Raw genomic sequence first — 25961 nt, 5'->3', positions numbered from 1 at the left:
AATGAACAAAAGAACAGATGAAACAAATGGCCTTAGCAACCAATACACAAAAGAATAAGAGGCGCTGGATTTATGCAAAAAAGGTTACCGGTAGACTTTTCAGCTATCGACAATATGTCGGATATTTCCTGTTAACGCTGTTGTTACTAGCTCCCTTTCTCAAAATTGGGGGTGAACCTTTTTTAATGTTCAATATAATTGAGCGCAAGTTTTGTGTTTTCGGAGCGGTATTTTATCCACAGGATTTACACATTTTTGTATTTGGCATGCTGATAGCCATGGTCTGCATTGTGCTTTTTACGGTTGTATATGGGAGGGTTTGGTGTGGCTGGGCCTGTCCACAGACTATTTTTATGGAATTGGTTTTCAGGCGCGTTGAATATTGGATAGAAGGTGATGCCAACGAGCAGCGGCGCTTAAATGAAGGGGATTGGACCAAAGAGAAATTGATGAAAAAAATAAGTAAACATACCATGTTTTTTCTTATTTCCTTCGTGGTTGCTAATTTATTTTTGAGCTACATTATCGGTATTGATATGCTTTTTTCTATCATAACCGAACCCGTACAGAATCATCTCGTCGGTTTTATTTCCATTATGCTGTTTACGCTCGTATTTTACGCGGTATTCAGCTTTGTTCGCGAAATTGTATGCACAACGATTTGTCCTTATGGACGATTGCAGGGGGTACTTCTGGATGAGCAGAGCATTTCCGTTGCCTATAACTATAAACGTGGGGAACCAAGAGGGCCTATTCGAAAAGGGCAAGAAGCCGACTTGCTTGGTGATTGTGTGGATTGTCACTTATGTGTGCACGTATGTCCTACCGGAATAGATATCAGAAACGGGATTCAGATGGAGTGCGTTAATTGCACCGCATGCATTGATGTGTGCAATGGAGTTATGGAAAAAATTCATCGTCCAAAAAATCTAATCGGTTTTTATTCACAGAATGAGATTGAATTTGGATCGGCGCAAAAGAAAAATAAACGTGTGGTTGCTTATAGTGCGGTTCTGGTTGTACTTATCGGTGTATTTTTGAGCTTGCTGATCACTAGAAATGTAGTAGACGGAACCTTGCTACGGGCAAGCGGTACAAGTTATATTTTCAGAGATGATGGTACTGTTACCAATCTGTATAATATGGAGCTTACAAATAAATCGTCCAAGGATATCCCTTTTGATCTTAGCTGCGTTGATAAGCATTTTTCAGTTCAAGTGCTTCAAGCTAAAAAGGTATTGGTACCAGGTGAAACGGTACGGTTTTCCCTATTCTTGATAAGACCTAAAAAATCTATCAACGTATATAAAACCGATGTCGTAGTAAATATTAGTTCTGAAGGGAAAATCCTGAAAAAAATGAGGACCAATTTTGTCGCACCGCCCGCAGCCTCACGTAAATAAAGATTGTATTAATAATTAGGGTATGAATTGGGGAATGAGAATCGTTATAGGAATGGCCATCGCCATGTCATCCATCGTTGCTGTTGGAATCTATATGGTCAACCAAGACACAGACACGCTTGAAGAGACAGACTATTATGAGAAGGGGTTGGACTATGAGCGTGTCTATAAAAAGAAGGAAAATCTTGTTCGGTATCAACGAAAAGTTACCTTGAACGTCGTGAGAGATAGTTTGGTGCTTTCTTTTGCAGAAGAAAATAATAAGGGAGTGGTCGATTTTATAAGGTCATCCAACAGATCTTTAGACCAACGTATTCATTTTATTACATCAAAGTCGGTCTACCGTCTCCCAATTAAAAACCTGAAAAAAGGGGTATGGCATATTAAGCTCGATTGGGAAAGTCAGCAGCGGCCTTACCTCCAGGAAGAGCAATTATATTTGAACTAAACTTTAAATATTAAAGTATGATTCTTGCTTTCTTTATTGGAGTAATTTCAAGTGTTCATTGTGTAGGCATGTGCGGACCTCTTATGTTCGCTTTACCGGCAATGAACGTATCGTGGGCAAAGCAAGTAGGTATACATCTGTTATATCAGTTAGGAAGGATTCTCACTTATGGTCTTTTGGGCTTTGTATTGGGATTACTTGGAGCTGGCACTTTAATACGGGGCTGGCAACAATATATAAGTCTTGTTACCGGCATTATCTTGCTCTTATTTGCCCTGTATTATTTTTTACAGCGGTATGGAAAAGGCTCATTTTCATATGGAGGCACTTTTTGGCAACCGTTGTTCAATAAAATGGGCTATTGGATCCAACGTCCCGGGGGACATTTTGTTGTAGGTCTGCTGAATGGCTTGCTTCCTTGTGGAATGGTTTATCTTGCTTTGGCAGCAGCTTTGAACACGGGGTCTCCTGTTAATGGGTTTATTTTTATGGCATTCTTTGGTTTAGGAACAGTTCCCCTCCTACTCATCGCTCTTGTTTGCGGTCATTATTTTCGAAAACGAATTCGTTTGAATTTTATCGGATTGATTCCATTCTTGTTTCTTATAATGGGTGTCTGGTTTATTCTTAGGGGGGCAAACTTAGATATAGCCTACTTGAGCCCACTACTCTATCCAAAGTCAGGAACAATGCTGTGTCATTAAATTACCCGCGGAATATACGTTGAAAAAAATTCCGTTTAATACCTACATACCAGTCTTCTCCCCGTTTTTCCAAGGCATATACGTTAATATAATTACCTTGCCCGGCTGCTCCATGTCCATTAGATAGATCAAAAGCATGCCGGTGATACGGACAGATGATCTGTTTATTTTCACACCAGCCTGCGCTTAGATCTGCACCGGCATGTGGGCATTTGTAGCTTGTAGCAAAAAGTTCCTGTTCGTAGTCGATCAAACATATCGTTTTTCCTCCAATCCTAACTTTTCTAATTGTGTTTACGGCAGGGAGCAAATCCGGATCTATCTTGTGCCAATAAAGCATGGATTATTCGTTGTTGGTTGTTAGTTATTAGTTATTAGTTATTAGTTGTTAGTTATTCGTTGTTGGTTATTAGTTGTTAGTTATTAAATTTTGTGTTTAATTTTTTATATTAGAAGTACGAATCCATATTATCTCTTGTCCATTTTCAGTATTGTCGGATAAAAATCAGTTTTGTTGCCATCAAAAGTAATATTTCAATGAAAGTTAATGAAAAATTATTAAACAGGCTAAGGGAAGCTTTAATGGATATCCCAACAATTAAGGAAAAAACGATGTTTGGGGGCATTTGTTTTTTAGTAAACGATAAAATGTGTATCTGCTTGAGAGAAAATCGATTGATGTGTCGCGTCGGACCAGCTGTTTATGAGGAGTGCTTAGAAATACCTGGCTGTGAACCTATGGTACACGGAAAGCGTTTGGTGAAAGGTTACGTTTTCGTCTATGAAGAAGCATTTAAAGATCGAGCTGCTTTTGATCATTGGATCTCCTTATCATTGAAGCATAACGAAGCGCTGAGTCGACAACAATAAGCAAGCAGTAATTGCTACATTGTATTTAATACCCGATTTAACTAAGTTTGCACTATGTTAATTGCTGCAGAAAAGTATTCGAAATTAATCAAGGATGAAGCAAAGCGCTTAGGTTTTGCTTTCTGTGGCATTGCCAAAGCTGATTTTTTGGAGGAAGAGGCACCGCGTTTGGAAAAATGGCTAAAGGAGGAAATGCATGGCGAAATGTACTATATGGAAAACCATTTTGATAAGCGATTGGATCCCCGTCTCCTTGTGGAAGGTGCTAAGTCTATTATATCTTTAGGTTTCAATTATTTTACTTCTGATATACAGATAGATAAAGATTCTCCAAAGATATCCAGATATGCTTATGGCGTCGATTATCATACGGTAATTAAAGATAAACTTAAGTCGTTACTGCACTTTATGCAGGACGAGATTGGGGAAGTAGGAGGACGGGCATTTGTGGATTCGGCTCCGGTGCTGGACCGTGCTTGGGCTAAACGTTCGGGTTTAGGTTGGATTGGCAAAAACAGTAACTTAATTAATAGAAAAAAAGGATCTTTCTTCTTTTTATGTGAACTGATAGTTGATATTGAGTTGGATTACGACCTTGCTCCCACAAAAGACTATTGCGGAACTTGTACGCGATGCATCGATGCGTGCCCTACGGAGGCTATTGTTGCGCCGCAAATTGTAGATGGAAGTAAGTGCATCTCCTACCTGACCATTGAACTTGAGAACGAGATTCCTGATCAGTTTGTAGGTAAAATGGACAACTGGATGTTTGGATGCGATGTATGCCAAGATGTTTGTCCTTGGAATCGTTTTGCTGAACCTCATAAGGAAGAGTCCTTTAAGCCGCATCCAGACTTATTGGAGATGACGAAGAAGGATTGGGAAGAAATTACTGAGGAAACTTTTCAACGCGTTTTTAAAAAGTCTGCCGTCAAGCGGGCAAAATTTTCGGGGTTGACGAGGAATATTAAATTTTTGGATAATCGGTAAGTGGTAGACAAAGACAAGAATGAGCCAATGGGATGATTAGCGAATTAGCCAATGTGACACTGGCAAAGTAAGTTCATGAAAACCTTAGAAATAAACAGACCGTCAATGATAGCAGGCTTTGATACCTGCATCTTACACCCTATAGCTTAAACCGTATACCTCCTAATCAACTTTTTACAGATTCGCTTAATCAACCCCGGACCCTCGTAAATAAATCCGGTATACAGCTGTACCAAAGAAGCACCGGCTTCCAGTTTTTCCAGCGCATCTTCTGCACTGTGTATACCCCCTACTCCGATAATGGGAAACGCTTTGTTTGATTTTTCCGACAGATAGCGTATTACTTCCGTAGAACGCTTGGTTAAAGGCTTTCCGCTTAGCCCACCTGTTTCCCTAGTTAAGTTGATCGGCGAGCGGAGACCCTCTCTGTCAATGGTTGTATTCGTAGCAATAACGCCTGCAATTCCTGTAGTGGTAACAATTTCTATAATATCATCCAGCTGGCTGTTTGTTAAATCAGGAGCTATTTTTAAAAGAATCGGCCGAGATATGCCATTTTTAAGATTACGTTGCTGTAAAGTGTTTAAGATATGCATTAACGGTGCCTTTTCCTGTAGATCCCGTAACCCAGGGGTATTAGGCGAGCTGACGTTTACGACAAAGTAGTCGACCACATCAAAAAGTGCATCAAAACACAAAATATAATCATTTACCGCTTCTTCATTAGGAGTTAGTTTGTTTTTTCCTATGTTTCCACCGATAATGACTTCGCTCCTTTTTTTCAAAAACTTTAGTCTCGTTGCAGCAACGTCGACGCCTTGATTATTGAAACCCATTCGGTTGATCAAAGCTTCGTCTGCCGTTAGTCGGAACATGCGCGGTTTGTCGTTACCGGATTGAGGTTTTGGAGTAACCGTCCCAATCTCAATAAAGCCGAAGCCTAGATCCACAAGTTCATCCACATATTCAGCGTTTTTGTCAAAGCCTGCGGCTAAACCGATCGGATTTTTAAAAGTTAAACCAAAAACTGTTTTCTGTAGACGAGCGTCTTCATAATTAAAAGCGGCTCTGATCAGTTTACTGCCTCCCCAAATTTTATTAGCTGCTTTTAAGCCTCCCGTAACATTATGATGGGCCGACTCAGGATTCATTAAGAAAAATAGCGGTTTAACTAGTTTATACATGGCGCAAAGATGATGAAAATTAGGCAATGAAACAATTGACTGACTGAGGCAACGTAAAAAAATCGTACTTTTGCACCCGCTATGATAGCTATTAATAATTTAACTTTCGAAATAGGGGCCCGAGCATTGTATGACGATGCAAATTGGCATATAAAACCAGGTGATAAAGTAGGCCTTATTGGCGCTAATGGAACAGGAAAAACAACGCTGCTGCGCATCATAATAGGCGAATATACGCCAACGTCCGGAACCATCTCGATGGCAAAGGACTTGAAGATCGGCTACCTTAATCAGGATTTGCTTTCTTACGAATCGGAAAAGAGTATTCTCCATGTAGCCATGGAAGCATTTGAAAGACAGAACCAGCTACATGCTGAGATAGAAACTTTGCTGAAAAAGATGGAGACGGATTATAGCGAGGAATTAATTCATAAGCTTAGCGATAAGCAAATTGAATTTGAAGCATTGGATGGATATAATATTGAATACCGCGCCCACGAGATTTTAGCGGGCCTGGGATTTGATGATGAGCAACAGAGCCGAAAGCTCTCGGAATTTTCAGGTGGATGGCGAATGCGTGTTATGCTGGCTCGTATTTTATTACAGGCACCTGATATCTTGTTGCTGGATGAACCGACCAACCACTTGGATTTACCTTCCATTAAATGGTTGGAAGCTTATTTGCAGGCATTTGAAGGGGCCATTGTCATTGTTTCGCACGACCGTTATTTTTTGGACCGCGTTATTAATAAAACAGTAGAATCTAGAAAAGGAAAGCTTACGCTATATGCAGGAAACTATAGTTTTTACCTAGAAGAGAAGGCTTTGCGTAACGAGATTCAGGCTGGCCAATTTAAAAATCAGCAAGCTAAAATTAAACAAGAAGAACGCTTGATAGAACGTTTCCGAGCTAAAGCGAGCAAGGCAAAAATGGCACAGTCACGTATAAAAGCGCTCGAGCGAATGGAACGTGTGGACGATGTGGATGACGACAACCCCACCGTCAATTTTAGCTTCAAATTTAGCAAACAATCCGGCCGTCATGTAGTCCGACTGGAGCATATTACAAAAGCTTATCCCGGTGTGCCTATTTTGAAGAACGCACATGCCGTGATTGAGAAGGGCGATAAGATTGCCTTAATCGGTGCAAATGGAAAGGGGAAGTCCACCCTATTACGTATTATTGCTAATGCAGATAAAGATTTTGAAGGAAAGAGTGAAACCGGTCATAATGTAACGACCACGTTTTTCGCTCAGCATCAGTTGGAAGCGCTACATTTGGAAAATGAGATCTTGCAGGAGTTACAGGCATTTGCCCCAAAACACACGGAAACAGAGTTACGCTCCATTTTGGGATGCTTTCTATTTACAGGTGATGACGCCTTTAAAAAAATTAAAGTACTTTCCGGCGGTGAAAAGTCGCGTGTGGCGTTAGCAAAGGCATTGACAGCGGATGCGAATTTTCTGATTCTTGATGAGCCTACCAACCATTTGGATATCCAATCGGTTAATATCCTCATCCAAGCACTTCAACAATACGAGGGTACATTGATCACCGTTTCGCACGATCGCTACTTTTTAGATAGTGTAGCTAACAAGATCTGGTACATTGAAAATCAGGAAATAAAAGAATATCCCGGAACCTATAAGGAGTATGAAGAGTGGCAGTCGAAAAGACCGATAGTAAAAGAAAAGCCGCTGGTAAATACAATTCCTAAGAAAGAGGAAAATAAAAAAATTAATACTTATCATGCAGAAACGCCGGATAAGCACAAACAATTGCAGAAGTTGAATAAAGAATTGAGTGTTTTAGAAGAAAAAGTGGGAGAATTGGAAAAGGAGGTTGCAGCTATTGAAGAGCAATTAACCGATCAGGCTTTGTACAATAACCCGCAACAATTAAAAGAAATTAATTTACGCTATGACAGCAAGAAAGCGGAGCTCTCTCAATTTCAGCAGAGATGGGAAACGCTGGCCGATGAAATTTTGACACTAGAAGGGACTTAAATCGGACTATTGTATCGAAATTCTTGTAAATTAGGCGGCACTAATACCAATTGATACATGAGATTTTCTTTAGGCCTCTTCTTTATGCTTGTTGTATTCAATGCAACACAGGTGTCTGCGCAGAAAAAAGAGAAAAAACGGGTTCGAATGGAACGTTCTCCGGAGCAAGACCTTCGATACGAAGATGTAAACTATTTACCCGTGATAAAATCAGTTCAATTTTATCAAGCGAAGGAAGAACAATCGCTTCCCCTGATGACATTGGGTGGAGGAGATCAGTTTTTTCTTTCCTTCGATGATTTGCGAGCAGATAATCGTACTTATTATTACACAATCGAACACTGCACCTCTGACTGGCGTAGTAGCAATCTTTCCACTATTGAGTATATCGATGGCCTCACGGAAGATCGCTTGTATGATTATAAAAGTTCCGTTAATACGCTCCAGGCATATACGCATTACGAACTTCGATTTCCTAATGAAGGCAGTATGATTCCGAAGCTGCCCGGCAACTATCTCCTAAAGGTTTATGAGGATGCGGATAAGGCAAGATTGATTTTAACCAGAAGGTTTTACGTTTTAAGACAAGATGTAAGTGTGGGTATTAAGACACTTCCCTCTTTTAATGTGATAAAAAGGAAGGAAAACCAAAAACTAAACCTTGAGATCAATCTGGGTAACATCCAACTTAATAACCCTTATCAGGATATCAAACTGGTTGTAAAACAAAATCGTAGGAATGATGTGCAAGAAGTACTGACGAAGCCAATGTTTGTAAGGGACGGACAACTTATCTATAATAATAATGCGACCTTAGATTTTGATGGAGGAAATGAGTTCAGAAATTTAGATTTAAGAAGTTTCCGTCTATTATCCGGTCAGATCAGTGCAAGCAGCAAAGATAGCATACGGCGAATGTCCGTTATGTTGGATCATGACCTGTCTCAAGAATCTTATAGCTTCTCTTACGACGAGGATGGAAAGTTTTTTTTGCGTAATAGCGATTTTGAGAATAGTGACTTTGAAGGCGATTATGCAGCTGTGACTTTCACCTTAAAAACGTCATCGCCTCCTGCTGCGAACGAAAAGATCTACATTGCCGGATTATTTAACAACTTTGCGACAGATGGGACTAACGAAATGAAATATGATCCGGATCAAAAGCAATGGCAAGGAGAGCTGCTTCTTAAACAAGGGCTTTATCATTACACTTATATCAGCAAGATAAATGGTAAAGAACAGTTAAATAGGTATGATGGACATCATTTTGAGACAGGCAATACCTACGATGTATTTGTGTATTATCGGAAGCCGGCTACACGCTGGGAAGAATTAATCGGATTTGGTACCGTAAATACATCCAGTAAGGGGCCGATTCGCGATTAATATCTTGTTGGGTTTACCTATCTTTGCGGCATGAACAAGAAATTTGCAAAGGAATCATTCACTATTATGAATGAACTGGTTTTACCAAATGATACCAACACGCTTAATAATTTGATGGGCGGAAGGCTATTGCATTGGATGGATATAGCCGCAGCTATATCCGCTCAGAAGCATTGCAATCGGATTGTCGTAACAGCGTCCGTTGATAACGTATCATTTCGCCATCCTGTTAAGTTGGGAGATGTGATTAGTATAGAGGCAAAGGTTACGAGAGCTTTTAATACATCGGTTGAAGTGCAGCTTCAGGTATATGCCCAGAATATTCCATCTGGAAGTAGAATTAAGTCAAACGAGGCTTTTTACACTTTCGTAGCAATTGACCAGAATTCACGTACGATTGCGGTTCCCGAATTGGTGCCGGAGACAGAGGAAGAAAAAGAATTATTTGATGGTGCTTTACGTCGCCGCCAGTTACGTTTGATACTTGCAGGGAAGATGAAACCCGAAGAAGCCAGTGAACTATACAATTTCTTTAACCAAATAGGCGCTAAATAAGGTATATGGTTTAGGATATAAGGTTAAAGGTAAAATCTCTTACACATTTACCTTTATCCTCCCAACCTTCTACAATTAGCTTCCAAGCGCTACGATACGATCGAACTCTTCTGGTGCTAAGGGCATCACGGATAAACGTCCCTGTCTTACAAGAGCTATATCCTGCAACTGCTCATCGGCTTTTATTGTCTCCAGCGTGACAGGCTTCTTCAAGGTTTGAAGCGGAGCCAGATCTACAACAACCCAACGTTCATCGCTGGTAGTTGGGTCCTGGTAAGCTTCTTTCACAACTTTCGCAATTCCGACGACTTCTTTCCCTTCATTGCTATGATAAAATAACACTAAGTCGCCCTTTTTCATTGCTTTCAAGTTATTGCGCGCTTGGTAATTTCGGACGCCATCCCAAAAGGTTTGCTTATCTTTTAAAAATTGTTGCCAGCTATATTTAAAGGGTTCTGATTTAACCAGGAAATAATTCATATGTAATAAAGTCTATCGCTGCTGCGAACTTACGTAAATTCACTTTTTTTCACAAGTGCTCATTTTGTAGTTCAAGATCGCTCCGCGAATGCTTCAAATTAGAAGAGATATAAAAATAAAAAGGAGCGCCGCAATGGCGCCCCGTTTAAAAGAACAAGAAATTTCTAATATTAGTGTCCACTATCTCCGTCAATTCCGTGCGCGTGTCCATGCGACAGTTCGTCTTCGGTAGCCTCGCGTACATTTAAAATCTCGATATCGAAATGTAAATTTTGTCCGGCCATCGGGTGATTAAGATCGACAACGACCGCTTCGGGACTAACTTCTACCACGCGTGCACGGAACTGATTACCCTGATTGTCTTGCAAGGGAAGAATTTCACCAACCGGAGGAATGCCCGATTCTTTAAACATATCAGCAGGAAGCTGTGCAACGGCACTGTCATCTTTTTCACCATATGCATCCACTGCTAACAATTCAAAATCAACGGTGTCTCCTTGCTTAAGACCTTCGATATTCTCCTCAAATTTTGGAAGCATCATTCCTACTCCATATAGAAACACAAGCGGATTCGATTTGTCTGCCTCTTCAACAAACTCTTTTTCTCCGTTGTTGATGGTGTGCAATTTGTAAGTAAGCGCTACTACGCTGTTTGGTGTAATGGTCATTTTTATAAAATTATGGAAACCTTCTTGTTAGGCCTCCTGTTTAAGAATTAAATTTTCTACGTCCTTTAAATTATCAACTGGTAAACTGCATGTATTGTTTTTACAAACATAAATTAGACTACGTTCAGTAACTCTATTTCTTAAAAGTGGCAGGTTCTCCTCTACGCCGCCCAAAATAACTTTATTGGGACTATAAATCTTTTGATCGATAGCGATCCGTAAATCATTTGATTGCGGTCCGGTAATCGCTATTTCATGGAAACCGTACACTTCTTCAAGTAAGCGGATTGCCCAGTTGGAGTATGCAGACCCATAAGTTCTAATCTGTGGAAAAACATTAGCCAATAACTGCGCTCCAATTTCCTTATAAGTTGAATCCTCAAAAATTACGCCTAACTTATTTAGTTGATGTGCCATCACTGAATTGGAGGATGGAATCACGTTGTCCATTATTTCAAATTTCCGTGTAATCAGCACTTCTGTTAAGTCGGAGGTATAGTAAAATGCACCGGCCTGCCGGTCATAGAATTGTGCAAGTGTGTAATCTGCCAATGATTTAGCTTGATCCAACCACGCCTTATTAAAGGTTACCTCATAAAGTGCGATGAAGGCCTCAATAACAAACGCATAGTCATCCAAAAACGCCGTTATCGTTTTAAAAGGAGTTTGAGGTTGATGTAAAAGCGTGCCTTCCTCAGTGATCAACTTACGAAGAATAAAATGCGCATTTCGTTCTGCTACGGTAAGGTATTCCTTCTTATTGAATGTTCGATAAGCATCTATATAAGCTTTTAACATCATGGCGTTCCAGCTTGTCAATATTTTATTATCGAGGCCGGGACGTATACGCTGCTCTCTGTAGTGGCGTATTTTCTTTTTGATATCTTTTAAATAAGTTTCCCACTCCTCTTTACTGTAGCCGGCTTGTTCTGCCAATTTGTCTGCATCAAGCCTTGTTTTCAGTACATTCGTTTTTTCTTCCGGCCAGTTACCTGCTGCTGTTATTGAAAAATACGAGATGAATAAATCGGCATCTTTTCCCAGCAGATTGTCGATTTCTTCTTGTTGAAAAGTATAATACTTTCCCTCAACACCTTCGCTATCTGCGTCCAGTGCGCTATAAAAGGCGCCTTCTGCTGACGTCATTTCACGATCGACCCATTGAAGGGTCTCCTCTACCACACGTTTATAAAGCGGCTCCGGTTTTTGCAGATAAGCCTCGGCATATAAGCTTATGAGTTGCGCATTATCGTAAAGCATCTTTTCGAAGTGTGGGATATGCCATTGTCCATCAACCGCATAACGGGCAAAGCCGCCACCTACCTGATCGTATAAGCCTCCGGCAGCTATATGTTGCAGTGTAAAATGCGTATGCTCCAGTATATCCGCGTCATTTGCCAGGTGGCCGTAACGAAGAAAGAATAACCAGTTGTTTGGCAAAGGAAATTTAGGAGCCCTTTTGTAGCCTCCATCTATCGGATCGAAAGTTTGCTGCCAAGGTTTTACGATCTCTTTTAGATCATCTTCACTGTATTTCTCGGGAATCTTACTGATTTTGAAAGTTTCGCTTTCCGTGATTCCCTGTGCCAGCTTTTCAGCATATTCGATTGCCGTTTCCGGTTCGTTTGCCCAAAGTGCCTGCACTTGGTTCAATACATTTACCCAATCGGCCGGCCGAAAATAAGTCCCCCCATAAACCGGTCGACCGTCCGGAAGGCAGATGCAATTTAGCGGCCAGCCACCACTGTTTGTCATCAACTGAACGGCAGTCATATAAATCTGATCGATGTCGGGCCGTTCCTCCCTATCCACTTTGATAGAAATATAGTGACGGTTCATTACTTGGGCAACCTCTTTGTTTTCAAAACTTTCTCTTTCCATCACATGGCACCAATGGCACGCGGAATAGCCAATGCTAACAATAAGTAATTTGTTTTCGGCTTTGGCTTTACTTAAAGCTTCATCTCCCCAAGGATACCAGTCAACCGGGTTATGTTGATGTTGTTTAAGGTATGGAGAGCTTTCGTTTTGAAGGTGATTTGCCATAATAGATGTAAAGGTAGTATTATAATGTTATTTTATGATTATTAATGGTTTTTCTTTTTGCTGACCTTCTTTAGATCGAATAAGGATTTCGTCTTAAAATAAGGTCACTTCGGTGAAAACAGTTATCTTGCGAATTATATTGATTGATGGTCGGATGTATTAACTTTTTTCGGTCTCAACGGAAGACCGGCTTTTTCATTTTTTACGTTTTTAACTATGCTGATTTCACATATCGAAATTTTTAGATTTAGTATCAAAATGGAGCCTTTTGCAATCGCGACAGGCACGATGGATTATGCTCAAAACACCTTGATAAGGATACACACAGATGTAGGATTAATCGGATACGGGGAATGTTCAGCGTTTCCGATGATTGTTGGAGAGACACAAGATACCTGTTTAACGCTTGCGCGGGACTTTAGTCGCCTATGGAAAGGTAAAAATGCACTTTTATTAGAAGAACGGATGAACGAGCTTCATGCCTTTATTGCCAAAAATTCTACAATAAAAAGCGCGTTCGATATGGCACTATACGATTTAGCCGCTAAGTACGAAAATAAGCCGCTCTACAAATACTTACAGGGCATAGTTCGGCCCATAACAACCGATATTACAGTGGGCATCGCTGCTCCAACCATTATGGCAGAGAAAGCGTTGTCTTTTGTAAAAAACGGCGCATCCATTTTAAAAGTAAAGCTTGGGAAGAACCCTGAGGAAGATATTTTAAGAATCCAAGCGATCCGTCAGGCGGTTGGAGATGATATTCCGATACGTTTAGATGCCAACCAGGGTTGGACTTACGAAGAAGCGTTAAAGGTGCTTGGGGCTTTAACTAGTTATAATATCGAGTTTTGTGAGCAGCCCATGCGGTCTTATGATGATCATTTATTGCCTTTTTTAAGGGAAAAGGTTCGTATACCGATTATGGCAGATGAGAGTTGTTACGACCATTGGGATGCCGAACGTTTGATAGGGACAAAAAGTTGCGATGCTATTAATATTAAATTGGCTAAATCGGGCGGTATTTTTGAAGCATTGAAAATTCACCGGATTGCAAAGCAACACGGTGTTCCCTGCATGATCGGCGGTATGTTGGAAAGCCGCCTGGCATTAGGAGCAAATGTACATCTCGCCTATGCCTGTGAAGGTGTTATATACCATGATATGGACACTTGTATGATTGGTCATCTGGAAGATCCCATTATTGGAGGGCCTCACTTTGATGCCTACGATATCAGTCTCGAGGAAAGTCCGGGAATAGGTGCAGAAGTAGATGCGGCATTTCTGGAACGCTGTGAACGCTGGACGGTATAGTGTAAACAGCAAAAGCCTTCTCATGGAGAAGCTTTTGCCGTTTTTTATCAAAAGACGATCTTTTCCGGTCCGGAAACTTTATTTATATGACATTCACAGCGTCCGCCGCTAATCACAAAGTCGGTCTTCTTGACTTGTCCACTACTTGGATGTGTGCCACTGACGACTACTGTATCTCCCTCCACACTAAGTGCACTTTTGTCACCATCAGATGCAATCATATAAAAGGGATTTGCAGCATCAGTTGACTGTTCAGCGCCACTTGGAAGTTTTTTGCCCGTAGCTTTAAGCGTAACGGAAAAGTCTTTCACCTGAAGTGTATCACCTTTACTATCTGTAAAAACTACGCCGACGGTTCTAAATTCCATCGTACAGGGCTTCGGCGGACAATCGGCTTCTGCCTGTTGATTCTTTTTAGCTGCACAAGATAATAGTACAGCCAAAGAAGCGGTTAAAGAAAATGTTATTTTAAGAGACATACTTAATTGTTTTTTTTAAAAATGTGTGGTGAGCCACATATATAAAATCGAGTAATATATTTGCTTTCTTATTTAGGATAAAGATAAAAATTTAATTGATAAAAAATAGCTTTATCCTTTCTTGATAACGTATTGGAGAAACAAGTGCTACACATGTTCTGTGTATCTTGTCATTTTTCAAAAAAATGCTTTAGTAATGGTGCCACAATTAGTAAATTGCGCAAAATCTACGTGTATTATGACATATTTTGAGAAGCTGTCCGCTATCCGTAAACAGATGTCGGAGCAGCAGATAGATGCTTATATCATTCCTTCATCAGACCCACATATTAGTGAATATCTTCCGGATCGCTTCAAATGCATCGCTTTTGTTTCCGGTTTTACAGGTTCGGCAGGGACATTGGTTATCACCCAGGATTTTGCCGGTTTATGGACCGATTCGCGCTATTTTGTACAAGCCGACGAACAGTTAAAAAGCAGTGGATTTGAGTTGGTAAAGCTGAAAACACAGGGTACTGCCGAATATATTGAGTGGCTTGCGGAACGTTTAGAACCGGGGAATACCGTTGCATTTGATGGAAAGCTTGCCTCGGTTTATATCGCTGAACAACTTATTAATCGACTGCAGCCACGCAAAATTTTGATCAATGGAACCGTTGACCTGTTAGATAAAATTTGGCAAGACCGACCCGAGCTGCCTAAAGAAAGAGCATACATTCTTGAAAAAGGGCTTGTTGGCGTAACTATTACGGAGAAAATATCGAAAGTAAGAGCGGCCATGCAAAAGTTTAATGCCAGTTACCACTTGATTTCATCTTTAGATGATATAGCTTGGATTTTTAATTTGCGGGGAAGTGATGTCAAATGTAATCCGGTGGTTTTAAGTTTCGCCCTTTTGGAACCTATAAAAACGACTTTATTTATCGATCGTAGCAAGTTAGACCAAAGCGATAAGACAAGGCTCGAAGAGCAAGGTGTGGCGGTTGCCGAATATGATACACTGGAAGAGGCGCTTAGCCAATTGCCTGCCGGTGAAACTGTTTTATTGGATCCCAAACGGACATGTTATGCCGTATATACGCAGATTCCGCAATATGAACGTATTATCGAAGCGCTAAATCCCAGCACAAAACTAAAGGCATCTAAGAATGATATTGAAGCTGAACATACGAGGCAGACGATGGTTAAAGATGGCATTGCCCTTACCAAATTTTTCAGGTGGCTTGAAGGGAGAATTGGGAAAGAAGAACTTACTGAGATTAATATTGCTGAGAAATTGCTGACTTTTCGTAAAGAACAAAAAGGCTTTGTGAATGAGAGCTTTGACACCATCGCCGGTTACAAAGAACACGGTGCGCTCCCCCACTATAAAGCGACGGACGAGAGTAATGCTTCCTTAAAAGGAGAAGGACTGTTACTCATTGACTCGGGCGGACAATATACAACAGGAACGACCGATATTACACGGGTGATCTCGTTAGGAGCTACAACAGATGTTGAACGTATGGACTACACATTGGTGCTGAAAGCAATGATTGAAGGGAGTACGGCCATTTTTCCAAAAGGAAGCAAAGGGTATCAAATAGATGCTATTACTAGAAAGCCCCTTTGGGATAGACTGAGAAATTATGGCCATGGTACCGGACATGGCGTTGGTTTTTTTCTAAACGTTCATGAAGGACCACATGTGTTCAATACGGCCAATATAGATATTGCCATTGAGGAAGGAATGATTACTTCCATAGAACCTGGTTTATACCGTGAGGGTCGTTATGGTATACGAATCGAAAATTTAGTCTTAAGTATCCGCGATCAGGAAACTGAATTTGGTGAATTTATGGCTTTTGAGACGTTGACATTGTGCTATATTGATACGGGTTTGGTTGATAAAACGCTGTTGGATCAAAAGCATGTCGATTGGTTAAACCAATATAATAACATGGTTTATGAACGCTTATCTCCCCATTTAGATGAAGAACATCGGCAATGGTTAGCCCATAAAACACAAATCATTTAAATATGCCACATACTGCGCCTGTTAAACAAGATACGCCCGCCAGAGCCTTTGAACGTTTACTGGAAGTTTTAAATACATTGCGTTTAGAGTGCCCTTGGGACAGAAAACAGACCATGGAATCGTTAAGGCACTTAACGATCGAAGAAACCTACGAATTAGCGGACGCTATTTTGGATAAAGACCTGCCGGAGATAAAGAAGGAATTGGGCGATCTGATGATGCACCTGGTGTTTTATGCCCGCATTGCTGAAGAAACGAATGATTTTGATATTGTAGATGTCCTTAACAGTGTATGCGACAAACTTATCAATAGACACCCACATATTTATGGAGATATTGAAGTAACAGATGAAGAAGATGTAAAACGTAATTGGGAACAGCTGAAGTTAAAAGAGGGAAACCGATCGGTTTTAGCAGGAGTTCCGAAAAGTCTGCCGGCTTTGGTGAAAGCCTATCGAATTCAAGATAAAGCCAGAGGCGTTGGCTTCGACTGGGAGGACAAAAGTCAGGTATGGGAAAAAGTGGAGGAAGAATTAGCGGAATTTAAAAGTGAACTGGATATCACGAAAAGTGAAGCGGTCGATTTAGAGAAGGCGGAACAGGAATTTGGTGATCTTTTGTTTTCGTTGATCAATTATGCTCGGTTTTTAGGTATTAATCCGGAAAACGCATTGGAAAAAACGAATAAAAAATTTATACAACGCTTTAGCCATCTCGAAAAAAGGGCACAGGAGGATGGAAAAAGTTTAAAAGATATGTCTTTGGCAGAAATGGATGTCTACTGGAACGAGGCAAAACAACAATAGGTGTCTATTTAAATCTAATGGCCTTAATAGGTGTGATTCGGCTTACTAAACCGGATGGAACTAAAAGGGCCAATAAACACAATAATGTTGTGCCGATATTGAGTAGCATAATTTCTTGAATACCAATGTCGATGGGGACATATGAAATATAGTAATCCTTTTCATCCAATTTAAACCAGTGCGTATAGTACTGTAAAACACATAGACCGATACCCAATATATTTCCGAGTAAAAGTCCCAGACCAATAAGACGAAGTGCATTATAGAGAAATACTTTTCGAATAGATAGGTTGGTAAGTCCTAGTGCTTTCAATATCCCGATCATATTTGTTCGTTCGAGAATGAGAATTAGCAAGGCAGATATCATATTAATACTGGCCACTAAAATCATCAGGATAAGGATAATTTGCGAATTAATATCAAGTAACGCAAGCCAATCAAAAATTTCAGGAAATTGAGAGACTACAGTGACCGATAGTAGCTGAATGGGTAAAGCATCCAATATTCGCTGATTTATTTCTTCTACTTTTCCGAAATGGCTTGTCATGATTTCATAACCGCCCACTTCGTTATCCGACCATTTATTTAGTCGTCTTATGAGTGATAGGTCGCCAATTACATAGGTTTTATCAATTTCCTCAACACCTAAGTTATAAATACCCACGATTGTGAACTTCCTTTTTCGCAACGGTTCTTGAACAAAGTACATGAGAAAGTCATCTCCGAGTTTAAGTTTAAGCCTATTAGCAGTATAACGCGAAATAAGTATTTGTTGTTGCGTAGGTATGCTATCCGTAAAATTGATTACGTTTCCTTCAACCAGTATCTTGCGCAACTTTTCCTGGTTATAGGCGCTGTCAATCCCTTTCAGCACAACGCCTTCTATTTCGTCTTCAGCATTAATAATTCCCGGCTTAGTAGCAAACGCATTAAGCTCTTTAACACCGGCTATTTTTTTAATTAGTAGCAGGCTGTCGGTTCGTATGCTAAAGGGTGAGCTTTCGTATGAATTGTTCAGGTTGTGTTTATAAATAGTAATATCGCCATTAAAGCCTCTTTCTTTTTCGATTATACTTCCTTTGAAGCCCTTTAAAATGGCAATAGCTAGTATCATTACGGCTAGTCCCAGCATGATACCCGCTATTGCTACTCTCACGATTAGCCTAGAGTACTTGCGTGCACCGCTTTTGGAAATCCTATTTGCTAAGTATAAGGGAAAATTCAAGTCTGACTATATATTTTGTACCTTAGCAAAGGTAAAGATTGAAGTGTTTTTAAAGAAACGTAAACAGAAAAATAATGCGAATTATATTTATGGGCACTCCTGAATTTGCAGTTGCTTCTTTGTCAGCGCTGTTGGAGGCAGGAGAAAATGTGGTAGCTGTCGTTACGGTAGCGGATAAACCGGCAGGAAGGGGACAAAAGGTACAAGAATCAGCAGTTAAAAAATTTGCTTTATCAAGAGGTATTCCTGTTTTACAGCCCGATAAACTAAAAGACCCCGATTTTATCAATGCTTTAGCCGCTTATCAGGCGGACTTACAAGTGGTGGTAGCTTTTAGAATGTTACCGGAAGTTGTCTGGAATATGCCTCCTAAGGGAACGGTAAATCTGCATGCCTCTCTCCTTCCTCAATATCGGGGTGCGGCACCAATAAATCATGCAGTGATGAACGGAGAGCGAGAAACAGGCGTCACTACTTTTTTTTTACAACATGAGATAGATACAGGTAATATTTTATTGAGTGAACGCGTGTCCATTGAAGCGGATGACACTGCCGGCGACATACATGATAAATTAATGTATGTGGGAGCTGAATTATTGGTTAAAACGGTGCAACTTATTAAGGCGGACAAACATCACGAAATACCACAAGCAAGTATTGCCGATGAACAGAAATTAAAGCATGCTCCAAAGATTTTTAAAGATGACTGTAAAATACAATGGGGAAGGCCGGTTGAGGAGGTGTATAATTTTATTAGGGGACTGAGTCCCTACCCTGCTGCTTTTACGGTATTTCAGGGTAAAACTTTAAAGATTTTCGCTTGTCGTCCATTGAAGGGACCGGTACCATCGGAAAAGGAACCTGGCAGCATCGTGACCGACGGTAAGCATTACTTACGATTTACCACACGAGATGGTTACTTAGATGTACTCCAACTTCAATTAGAGGGAAAGAAAAAGATGTCCGTCGAAGAATTTTTAAGAGGCGCGCGATTCGAGTGATTATCTCGGAATTTTTATAGAGAGCAGTAATGACTAAAATTACGCTGCTCTCTAAATTCATGACCGTTACTCTTCATTTAAATCGGAGGCAAGTTGCCATTTCCCCAATTTTTCTTGTAAACTTTTGGATAGATGGTTGAAGTACCTTTTCTTTTTGTATCCCATCACCCAATAAATACCATGTATTGCATTCGTTAAGAACATTTCGTCGGCCTCATGCAATATCTCAGGGCTTATTTGTGCCTCAACCACTTCGATGCCGTACTCATTAGCCATTTCGATGACAACTTTACGCATAACACCTGCGATACAACCTTCGCTTAAAGCCGGTGTATATAATGTTTTGTTATACCAAACGAAGATGTTAGAACTCAGCGATTCGCAGAGAAACCCGTCATTATTTAGGATAAGAATATCATCACAACCTAAGCGTTTTCGCTCTATACCGGCCAATATATAAATAAGTGCATTATTGCTCTTCAGATGAGAGAGGCTGTTAATCGACTTTTTATGCTCTCGATAGACATCGATGATCACCCCTGTTTTATTTAGCCGATATCCATCATGATCAAGCGGATTTGCTTCCAAAAGATAATTTGCTTTGTTCGTTTCAGGGCTGTAGAGACCTGCTCCTGCCCGGTAGACGTTTAACCGAATTCTAGCATCTGCCCCCAGTTTATTTTTTCTAACCAGCTCTGCCGCCTTTTCACGGATAAAATAGGTGTCAAATTTTGCAAAACCTTCTAAATGGAGAAGTTCCATACTGGCTTGAAGTCGCTCAACATGGTACTGAAGAAAACGAATATCGCCATCTGTCCAACGCATGGTTTCAAAAATTCCGTCTCCATATCTTAAACTTCTATTGCTACTTTGTATAGCGGGCTGATTTTCCAGCATCAAACTTCCGTTATGATTTATATATCTATCGTTCATTGTTTAATTTAACGAAAAAAAAGGGAAAAAATTCTGTAAAAAATTACTTGCTTCGTTCGTACTGCACGTAGGATTTCCATTTATCTAAGCATATGGCGAAGTCATCCGGTATATCACTTTCAAAGTGCATAAGTTCTTTGCTTTTAGGATGTGTAAACCCTAAGCTTTTTGCATGTAGGGCTTGACGGGGTAAGATGGAGAAGCAGTTGTCTACAAATTGTTTGTACTTAGTAAAAACAGTTCCTTTTAAAATTTTATCACCGCCATAAAGTGTATCATTAAATAAGGGGTGGCCAATGGACTGCATATGCGCCCGGATCTGATGTGTTCTGCCGGTTTCCAGTTGGCACTCGATGAGTGTGACATAGCCTAGACGCTCAAGAACCCTATAATGCGTGACGGACCACTTACCTTTATCTTCATTTTCGTAAACCGACATTACACGACGATCTTTAAGGCTTCGGCCAATATATCCGGAAACTGTACCGTTCTCTTGAAGGTCGCCCCAAACTAATGCTAAATACTTACGCTGAATGGTATGGTCAAAAAATTGCTTGGCGAGATTTGTGATCGTCCACTCGTTTTTAGCAATGACCAATAAACCGCTGGTGTCTTTGTCTATCCTGTGCACCAGCCCCGGTCGGCCATCGTTACCTGGTAGCTGAGGTAATTGATTAAAGTGATAAACCAACGCATTCACCAGTGTCCCTGTGTAATTATTGTAACCTGGATGAACCACCATCCCCGCGGGTTTATTTACGATTAGCAGATCATCATCTTCATATCGAATATCTAAGGGAATATTTTCCGGGTAAATTTCAGTATCTCTTGGCGGATGAGGTAATACAACTGTTATTAGATCGCCAGGTTTTACTTTGTAACTGGATTTAACCGGTCTATTATTAACCAAGACATTCTCTGCTTCAATGGCATTTTGCACCCTGTTTCTAGAAGCATTTTCAACACGATGCATAAGGAACTTGTCTATGCGCAACAGCGTTTGGCCCTTATCGACCACTATCCGTAAATGTTCAAATAAATCCTGTTCGCCGTTATCTTCTATGTCGAATGCTTCTACTTCTTCTGCCATGGTGCAAAAGTAAATATTATTTAGTTTTCATAAGTAGTCTGATAAAAATAAGCTTTCCGTTCAGACTTTTTCTTTTACTTTAAGGAAATTTCTTTGCATTTTAGCGGTTGTATCCAACAGGCATTAAACGAATAGAACATTCATGTCATATCTTAATAGCAATATCCGGTTAGCCATCGTGGATGACCACCAGATCGTTATCGAGGGTCTTAAAACGCTCTTGACAAATCATAGCGAGATTGAAGTTGTCGACTGCTTTATAAGTGGCGCAGAGTTTATGGCGTTTTTAACCGGTCATGAAGTGGATGTTGTGCTGTTGGATGTCATGTTACCGGACGGTAGTGGTATCGATTGGTGTAAAGAGATCAAGATTAAAGCTCCAAATGTCTCTGTGTTAGCGCTGAGTAATCATGCCGAACGAAGTTTTGTTATGAAAATGCTGCAAAATGGAGCAAGTGGTTATTTGTTGAAAAATGTATCGGTTGACGACCTCGTTCATGCGATTAAGGCGGCCTATAAAGGTGAAATCGCTTTTAGCAGGGAAGTAAATGAAATTATTGCCAAACCCACTCTAAATGAACTTAAAGGCCCTCCGCAGCTTACGAAAAGAGAGAAACAGATTCTGTCTATGATCGCTGAAGGAAAGACAACGGCTAATATGGCTGAAACACTCTTTCTTAGCCCTTTAACCGTGGAAACACATAGGCGGAATTTGCTGCAAAAATTCGAAGTAAAAAATGTGGCAGAGTTGATCAAAGAGGCGCTTCAGCAAAGATTATTATAAAAAAATGTTCTTTTTTTTTGAGAAAAAGTCTAACTTTGGGCTCCCAATAAGAAAGTATAACGACTCCGTAGCTCAGTTGGTAGAGCAACTGACTCTTAATCAGTGGGTCGAGAGTTCGAATCTCTCCGGGGTCACCACAGGGGAAGCCATTTTTCTAGAAAAAATGGCTTTTTCTGTTTATAAGGGCAGATTAGATTGTAATGCTTCTAATTTGGACTGCAAAGCCACGATATTAAGTAAATGCTTTTCCCCGTATTTATCGTTTAATGGAACGAAAGGCGCGGACGATGGTATCACTGATGTTTTGGGCAATCTGTCCGTTGGTGTCGAAGCGGGGGTTGAAGATGGTGATATCAAAACCTATGATTCTTCCGGTGCGTAAAAGTTGGTTAATAAAATATTCTGACTGCTCAAAATCAAGTCCGCCGGGCAAATGATATTCTACTGCAGGGTTTAGCTCATCGGCTAGTACATCCGTATCAAAATGCATCCAATAGCCATCTAGGGAGGAGTCAAGGTTTGTTATTACAGCAGCTGCAACTTGTTCTATCCCCTCTTTTTCTATGTTTTCCAGATCATAGCGAGTGATGGTGGTTTCGCGAATATCCTGCGAGCCATATTTTTTTGTCTCCTCCCAATCCCGCTGACCGATATGAATCACGTGGCCATCCTCTACATAGGGTTTTACGTTGTTAATGTTGGTGAGTATGTCCGGTCCCCGACCGGTAACAATTGCTAGATCCATATCGGCCACTTCGCCGGTCACCGATTTTTCGGGTTCGTAGAAGTCTGCATGCGCATCGATAAAGATCAGCCCATATTTACCGCGGACTTTGAGGCCAGACATTATACCTAGAAGAATGCTGCAATCACCGCCCAATATCAGCGGGAAGCGGCCTTTGTCAAGCAGTAAATCAACGGCTTTTCCGAGTTTGATAGAGAAATTGCGAATTGATACTGGATTAAGACAACGAGTGTCAGGATCTCTTTTGTCGCTGTACTGCGCATTGAGGGTAGCAAGGTGTAGTACAGGATGTTCTTGCTGTAGCTGCCAGCCGAGGCCAGCTTTCAACAGGGCGGCTGGCAAATCTTGCACGCCATTTGTACGGAGCCCTAATATAGAAGGTGCCGCTAGGATCTGTATGTCGAAGTTTTGTGTACCCATATACGGGATATTATGTGCAAAATTTGTTCCAGCTCATCTCACAGATCAAGGGTCTATTTTTCAATGTCTTTTGGTGTGGTTTTTTAATAAAGAGAAGCTTTTGTTGGAAATAACAAAAAAAATAAATGCCATAAATCTATACTAAAAGAAATAGCCCCTCTGGGAAAGGGGCTATTCTGCTAACCAATTATAAACCTATATTAAACTGAGGGGCAATATGACAAACAAAACGATGTTTTTTTTTATTTTATATCGTTTTGTTGATGCAAATATAGTAAAAAAATCGATTATCAAAATATTTTTTGAATTTTTTTTATTTTCTGTTGTGAGTATTTGTTTTTTTTGCTTTTATTTTTTCATAATATATTTTTATAGTGTTTTTTTTGTACGTTTTTTTCTTTAAAAATTTCTATAACGTATTTTTAATGATGTATTTAATGTTTTTATAGTTTTTTCATTGGTATATTTTTTAATATCAATATTAAAAATATGACAATTTTAAAATATTTTATTAATAAATTGAATAAATATGAAGTATATTGTAGAATATTCTTGTTATTTTTTGTATTTGTATGCTAATTTTAATTTTTTATAAAAAAATATGATATATTCATGTCTATATTGATATTGTTATGGTTTTTTTATTGATTTTTCTGTTAATTTTTGTGATTAATTCCTGTTTTTGTTTTGTTTTGTATGGTTTGGCTAAAAGGATCTTGTTTTAATGAGAAGAAATACAAAAAAGGCCCTCAGACAAATCTTTTTCATTCAAGGAGCGTTAGCGTGAATTTATAAACAATTTGATGGCACAAACGTTGAACTTAAGCTAGAAAGAAAAATAAACATGAAAGCAATTTCGATTACTGAATATGGTGCACCAAACGTTCTAAAACTACATGATAAGCCTGATCCATTAATAAAACCCGATGAAGTACTTATTAAGGTGGCGGCAGCCGGGGTAAATCGACCGGATATATTTCAGCGCAAGGGGAAGTACTCAGCTCCTGAAGGCGTTGCAAGTGATATACCGGGCTTAGAAATTGCAGGCGTTATTGAACAAATAGGTGCCGAGGTAGCTCAATGGCAGATTGGAGATCATGTATGTGCATTGATTGCCGGAGGTGGTTATGCGGAGAAAGCGGTTGCCAATGCAGGTCATTGTTTGCCCATCCCTACAGGTTTGAGTTTTGTTGAAGCTGCGAGCCTTCCGGAAACCATTTATACGGTGTGGGATAATGTTTTTCGCCGCGGAGCACTGAAAAAAAACGAACATTTTCTTGTGCATGGTGGTTCGAGTGGTATCGGTATTACGGCGATTCAACTTGCAAAAAGCATTGGGGCGAAAGTGTACGCCACCGCTGGTTCGGAGGAGAAATGTAAAGCCTGTCTTGACCTGGGGGCTGACGTTTGTATCAATTACCGGATTTACGAATTTGAAAAGGTTTTTGCAAAGGAAAAAATAGATGTTATATTAGATATGGTAGGTGGATCCTATTTCAGGAAGAATATCAGTATTTTGAACCATGATGGGCGCTTAGTATATATCAATGCCATGAATGGTTCCTTGGTTGAACTGGATATCATGGAAATTATGCATAAAAGAATCAGCGTTACCGGTAGTACTTTACGTAGTAGAGATAAACATTTTAAGGCTATGTTGACGGCGGACATACTAAACAATGTTTGGCCGCTGATGCATTCCGGTTTTTTCAGGCCGCTGATTCATGCTGTATTTCCATTGGCGGAAGCTTGGAGAGCTCATGATTTAATGGAAGAAGGAAGGCATATAGGAAAAATAGTATTGAGAATAGATTGATTTTTTTCTGATTGGAATACAGTATTTTGCAGATAAATATCGTTAAAAGATAGAATTTGTCTTGCATTATAATGGTAAAGATTATACCTTTGCAGCTCTTTCAAAGAAACCTGGTAGGTTTCGAATAAAGGAAGATTCCGTAGCTCAGCTGGTAGAGCAATACACTTTTAATGTATGGGTCCTGGGTTCGAGTCCCAGCGGGATCACCAAGCCTCAACGAAAGTTGGGGCTTTTGTCATTATGCTGGGGCTCGAACACAAGTGTTGGACGGGTTCGAACGCCGAAGGTTATGAGTGTTTTACGCTGTACCTAAAAATAACAAACTGATACTTAGTGAATAATTGAAAAATTCTATTTTTTTTGTTTTAAAATTTGGCGTGTATGGATAAAAAACATACCTTTGCACCCGTTAACAGTTCAGAAATAAAATAAAATTCTGAAAAATAAGAGTTAATGATATTTAATTTTAGTGAGAAATTAAATATGAATAGGATTCCGTAGCTCAGCTGGTAGAGCAATACACTTTTAATGTATGGGTCCTGGGTTCGAGTCCCAGCGGGATCACCAAGCCTCAACGAAAGTTGGGGCTT

Annotated in this window: 24 protein-coding genes and 3 tRNA genes; 17 read left to right on the top strand and 10 right to left on the bottom strand. The window is 40.0% G+C overall.

The features are described 5' to 3' along the window. The first annotated feature begins 17 nt into the window (after window positions 1-17). From ccoG to M1D52_RS13605, 3 genes are read left to right on the top strand one after another with little or no spacing between them, the layout of a single operon-like run. Window positions 18-1403 carry a cytochrome c oxidase accessory protein CcoG gene (ccoG, locus tag M1D52_RS13615; RefSeq protein ID WP_437392805.1) on the top strand — a complete coding sequence of 462 codons (1386 nt, stop codon included), beginning with the start codon at window positions 18-20 and terminating at the stop codon, window positions 1401-1403. A gap of 34 nt (window positions 1404-1437) precedes the next feature. Then, the gene (locus M1D52_RS13610; protein WP_457941569.1) at window positions 1438-1851 is read left to right on the top strand and encodes a FixH family protein; all 414 of its coding nucleotides are present in this window, start codon (window positions 1438-1440) and stop codon (window positions 1849-1851) included. Between the two features lie 17 nt (window positions 1852-1868). Further along, complete coding sequence (locus M1D52_RS13605; RefSeq protein WP_437392803.1) at window positions 1869-2555, top strand: sulfite exporter TauE/SafE family protein; 687 nt, start codon at window positions 1869-1871, stop codon at window positions 2553-2555. Between the two features lies 1 nt (window position 2556). Here the strand turns inward: M1D52_RS13605 and M1D52_RS13600 are convergent, their stop codons facing one another. Next, complete coding sequence (locus M1D52_RS13600; protein WP_013666790.1) at window positions 2557-2895, bottom strand: Rieske (2Fe-2S) protein; 339 nt, start codon at window positions 2893-2895, stop codon at window positions 2557-2559. 197 nt (window positions 2896-3092) lie between these two features. Between M1D52_RS13600 and M1D52_RS13595 the strand changes: the two genes are divergently transcribed. Further along, window positions 3093-3425 carry a TfoX/Sxy family protein gene (locus M1D52_RS13595; RefSeq protein WP_013666791.1) on the top strand — a complete coding sequence of 111 codons (333 nt, stop codon included), beginning with the start codon at window positions 3093-3095 and terminating at the stop codon, window positions 3423-3425. A gap of 54 nt (window positions 3426-3479) precedes the next feature. After that, window positions 3480-4415, top strand: coding sequence for a tRNA epoxyqueuosine(34) reductase QueG (gene queG, locus M1D52_RS13590; protein ID WP_437392802.1), 936 nt, complete (start codon window positions 3480-3482; stop codon window positions 4413-4415). A 146-nt stretch (window positions 4416-4561) separates the two neighbouring features. On the opposite strand, the gene M1D52_RS13585 is transcribed toward queG, so the two are convergent. After that, window positions 4562-5599, bottom strand: a complete 1038-nt coding sequence (locus tag M1D52_RS13585; RefSeq protein ID WP_013666793.1) for a quinone-dependent dihydroorotate dehydrogenase — start codon at window positions 5597-5599, stop codon at window positions 4562-4564. A gap of 81 nt (window positions 5600-5680) precedes the next feature. Between M1D52_RS13585 and M1D52_RS13580 the strand changes: the two genes are divergently transcribed. Genes M1D52_RS13580 through M1D52_RS13570 form a run of 3 tightly spaced genes read left to right on the top strand, consistent with a single transcriptional unit; the run spans window position 5681 to window position 9547 of the window. Then, window positions 5681-7606, top strand: a complete 1926-nt coding sequence (locus M1D52_RS13580) for an ABC-F family ATP-binding cassette domain-containing protein (protein ID WP_437392801.1) — start codon at window positions 5681-5683, stop codon at window positions 7604-7606. A 57-nt stretch (window positions 7607-7663) separates the two neighbouring features. After that, a complete protein-coding gene (locus M1D52_RS13575) occupies window positions 7664-8992 on the top strand; it encodes a type IX secretion system plug protein (RefSeq protein ID WP_437392800.1) in 1329 nt (442 codons plus the stop codon). A 30-nt stretch (window positions 8993-9022) separates the two neighbouring features. Then, window positions 9023-9547 (top strand): acyl-CoA thioesterase, encoded by a 525-nt coding sequence (locus tag M1D52_RS13570; protein WP_013666796.1) that lies wholly within the window; start codon window positions 9023-9025, stop codon window positions 9545-9547. A gap of 75 nt (window positions 9548-9622) precedes the next feature. Here M1D52_RS13570 and M1D52_RS13565 read toward each other — a convergent pair whose 3' ends face one another. The 3 genes from M1D52_RS13565 to M1D52_RS13555 form a co-directional block, all read right to left on the bottom strand. Then, window positions 9623-10027 (bottom strand): EVE domain-containing protein, encoded by a 405-nt coding sequence (locus M1D52_RS13565; RefSeq protein ID WP_013666797.1) that lies wholly within the window; start codon window positions 10025-10027, stop codon window positions 9623-9625. A gap of 170 nt (window positions 10028-10197) precedes the next feature. Beyond that, window positions 10198-10695 carry an FKBP-type peptidyl-prolyl cis-trans isomerase gene (locus M1D52_RS13560; RefSeq protein ID WP_013666798.1) on the bottom strand — a complete coding sequence of 166 codons (498 nt, stop codon included), beginning with the start codon at window positions 10693-10695 and terminating at the stop codon, window positions 10198-10200. Between the two features lie 27 nt (window positions 10696-10722). Then, entirely contained in the window at window positions 10723-12741 is a 2019-nt protein-coding gene (locus M1D52_RS13555) for a thioredoxin domain-containing protein (RefSeq protein ID WP_437392799.1), read from the bottom strand. Window positions 12742-12957: 216 nt separating this feature from the next. Between M1D52_RS13555 and M1D52_RS13550 the strand changes: the two genes are divergently transcribed. Then, a complete protein-coding gene (locus M1D52_RS13550) occupies window positions 12958-14055 on the top strand; it encodes a mandelate racemase/muconate lactonizing enzyme family protein (protein ID WP_437360651.1) in 1098 nt (365 codons plus the stop codon). A gap of 47 nt (window positions 14056-14102) precedes the next feature. Here the strand turns inward: M1D52_RS13550 and M1D52_RS13545 are convergent, their stop codons facing one another. After that, window positions 14103-14534 (bottom strand): hypothetical protein, encoded by a 432-nt coding sequence (locus M1D52_RS13545; protein ID WP_130857702.1) that lies wholly within the window; start codon window positions 14532-14534, stop codon window positions 14103-14105. Window positions 14535-14772: 238 nt separating this feature from the next. On the opposite strand from M1D52_RS13545, the gene M1D52_RS13540 reads away from it, so the two are divergent. Both M1D52_RS13540 and mazG read left to right on the top strand, forming a co-directional pair. After that, complete coding sequence (locus M1D52_RS13540; protein WP_437392798.1) at window positions 14773-16551, top strand: aminopeptidase P family protein; 1779 nt, start codon at window positions 14773-14775, stop codon at window positions 16549-16551. A 2-nt stretch (window positions 16552-16553) separates the two neighbouring features. Then, window positions 16554-17357 carry a nucleoside triphosphate pyrophosphohydrolase gene (gene mazG / locus M1D52_RS13535; protein WP_013666803.1) on the top strand — a complete coding sequence of 268 codons (804 nt, stop codon included), beginning with the start codon at window positions 16554-16556 and terminating at the stop codon, window positions 17355-17357. Between the two features lie 4 nt (window positions 17358-17361). On the opposite strand, the gene M1D52_RS13530 is transcribed toward mazG, so the two are convergent. After that, window positions 17362-18582 carry an ABC transporter permease gene (locus M1D52_RS13530; RefSeq protein ID WP_437392797.1) on the bottom strand — a complete coding sequence of 407 codons (1221 nt, stop codon included), beginning with the start codon at window positions 18580-18582 and terminating at the stop codon, window positions 17362-17364. Between the two features lie 74 nt (window positions 18583-18656). On the opposite strand from M1D52_RS13530, the gene fmt reads away from it, so the two are divergent. Further along, window positions 18657-19583, top strand: a complete 927-nt coding sequence (fmt, locus tag M1D52_RS13525; RefSeq protein ID WP_437392796.1) for a methionyl-tRNA formyltransferase — start codon at window positions 18657-18659, stop codon at window positions 19581-19583. 66 nt (window positions 19584-19649) lie between these two features. On the opposite strand, the gene M1D52_RS13520 is transcribed toward fmt, so the two are convergent. Together M1D52_RS13520 and M1D52_RS13515 are read right to left on the bottom strand one after the other, a co-directional pair. Continuing rightward, complete coding sequence (locus tag M1D52_RS13520; protein ID WP_013666806.1) at window positions 19650-20516, bottom strand: aminotransferase class IV; 867 nt, start codon at window positions 20514-20516, stop codon at window positions 19650-19652. 43 nt (window positions 20517-20559) lie between these two features. Beyond that, the gene (locus M1D52_RS13515; protein ID WP_013666807.1) at window positions 20560-21606 is read right to left on the bottom strand and encodes an RluA family pseudouridine synthase; all 1047 of its coding nucleotides are present in this window, start codon (window positions 21604-21606) and stop codon (window positions 20560-20562) included. A gap of 142 nt (window positions 21607-21748) precedes the next feature. On the opposite strand from M1D52_RS13515, the gene M1D52_RS13510 reads away from it, so the two are divergent. Further along, window positions 21749-22390 (top strand): response regulator, encoded by a 642-nt coding sequence (locus tag M1D52_RS13510; protein WP_013666808.1) that lies wholly within the window; start codon window positions 21749-21751, stop codon window positions 22388-22390. Window positions 22391-22451: 61 nt separating this feature from the next. Further along, window positions 22452-22527, top strand: a tRNA-Lys gene (locus tag M1D52_RS13505). A gap of 119 nt (window positions 22528-22646) precedes the next feature. Here the strand turns inward: M1D52_RS13505 and M1D52_RS13500 are convergent. Next, window positions 22647-23555, bottom strand: a complete 909-nt coding sequence (locus tag M1D52_RS13500) for an arginase family protein (RefSeq protein ID WP_437392795.1) — start codon at window positions 23553-23555, stop codon at window positions 22647-22649. 844 nt (window positions 23556-24399) lie between these two features. Between M1D52_RS13500 and M1D52_RS13495 the strand changes: the two genes are divergently transcribed. The 3 genes from M1D52_RS13495 to M1D52_RS13485 all read left to right on the top strand — a co-directional run bounded on the left by M1D52_RS13495 (window position 24400) and on the right by M1D52_RS13485 (window position 25938). Continuing rightward, on the top strand, window positions 24400-25371 hold the full coding sequence (locus M1D52_RS13495) for an NAD(P)H-quinone oxidoreductase (RefSeq protein WP_013666810.1): 972 nt from the start codon (window positions 24400-24402) through the stop codon (window positions 25369-25371). 133 nt (window positions 25372-25504) lie between these two features. Continuing rightward, a tRNA-Lys gene (locus tag M1D52_RS13490) sits at window positions 25505-25580 on the top strand. 282 nt (window positions 25581-25862) lie between these two features. Further along, a tRNA-Lys gene (locus tag M1D52_RS13485) sits at window positions 25863-25938 on the top strand. Window positions 25939-25961 lie beyond the last annotated feature (23 nt).

Source organism: Olivibacter sp. SA151 (assembly GCF_054130995.1).
Note: the sequence above shows the minus strand (reverse complement) of the source record. Positions and strands in the feature narration are given on the sequence as shown.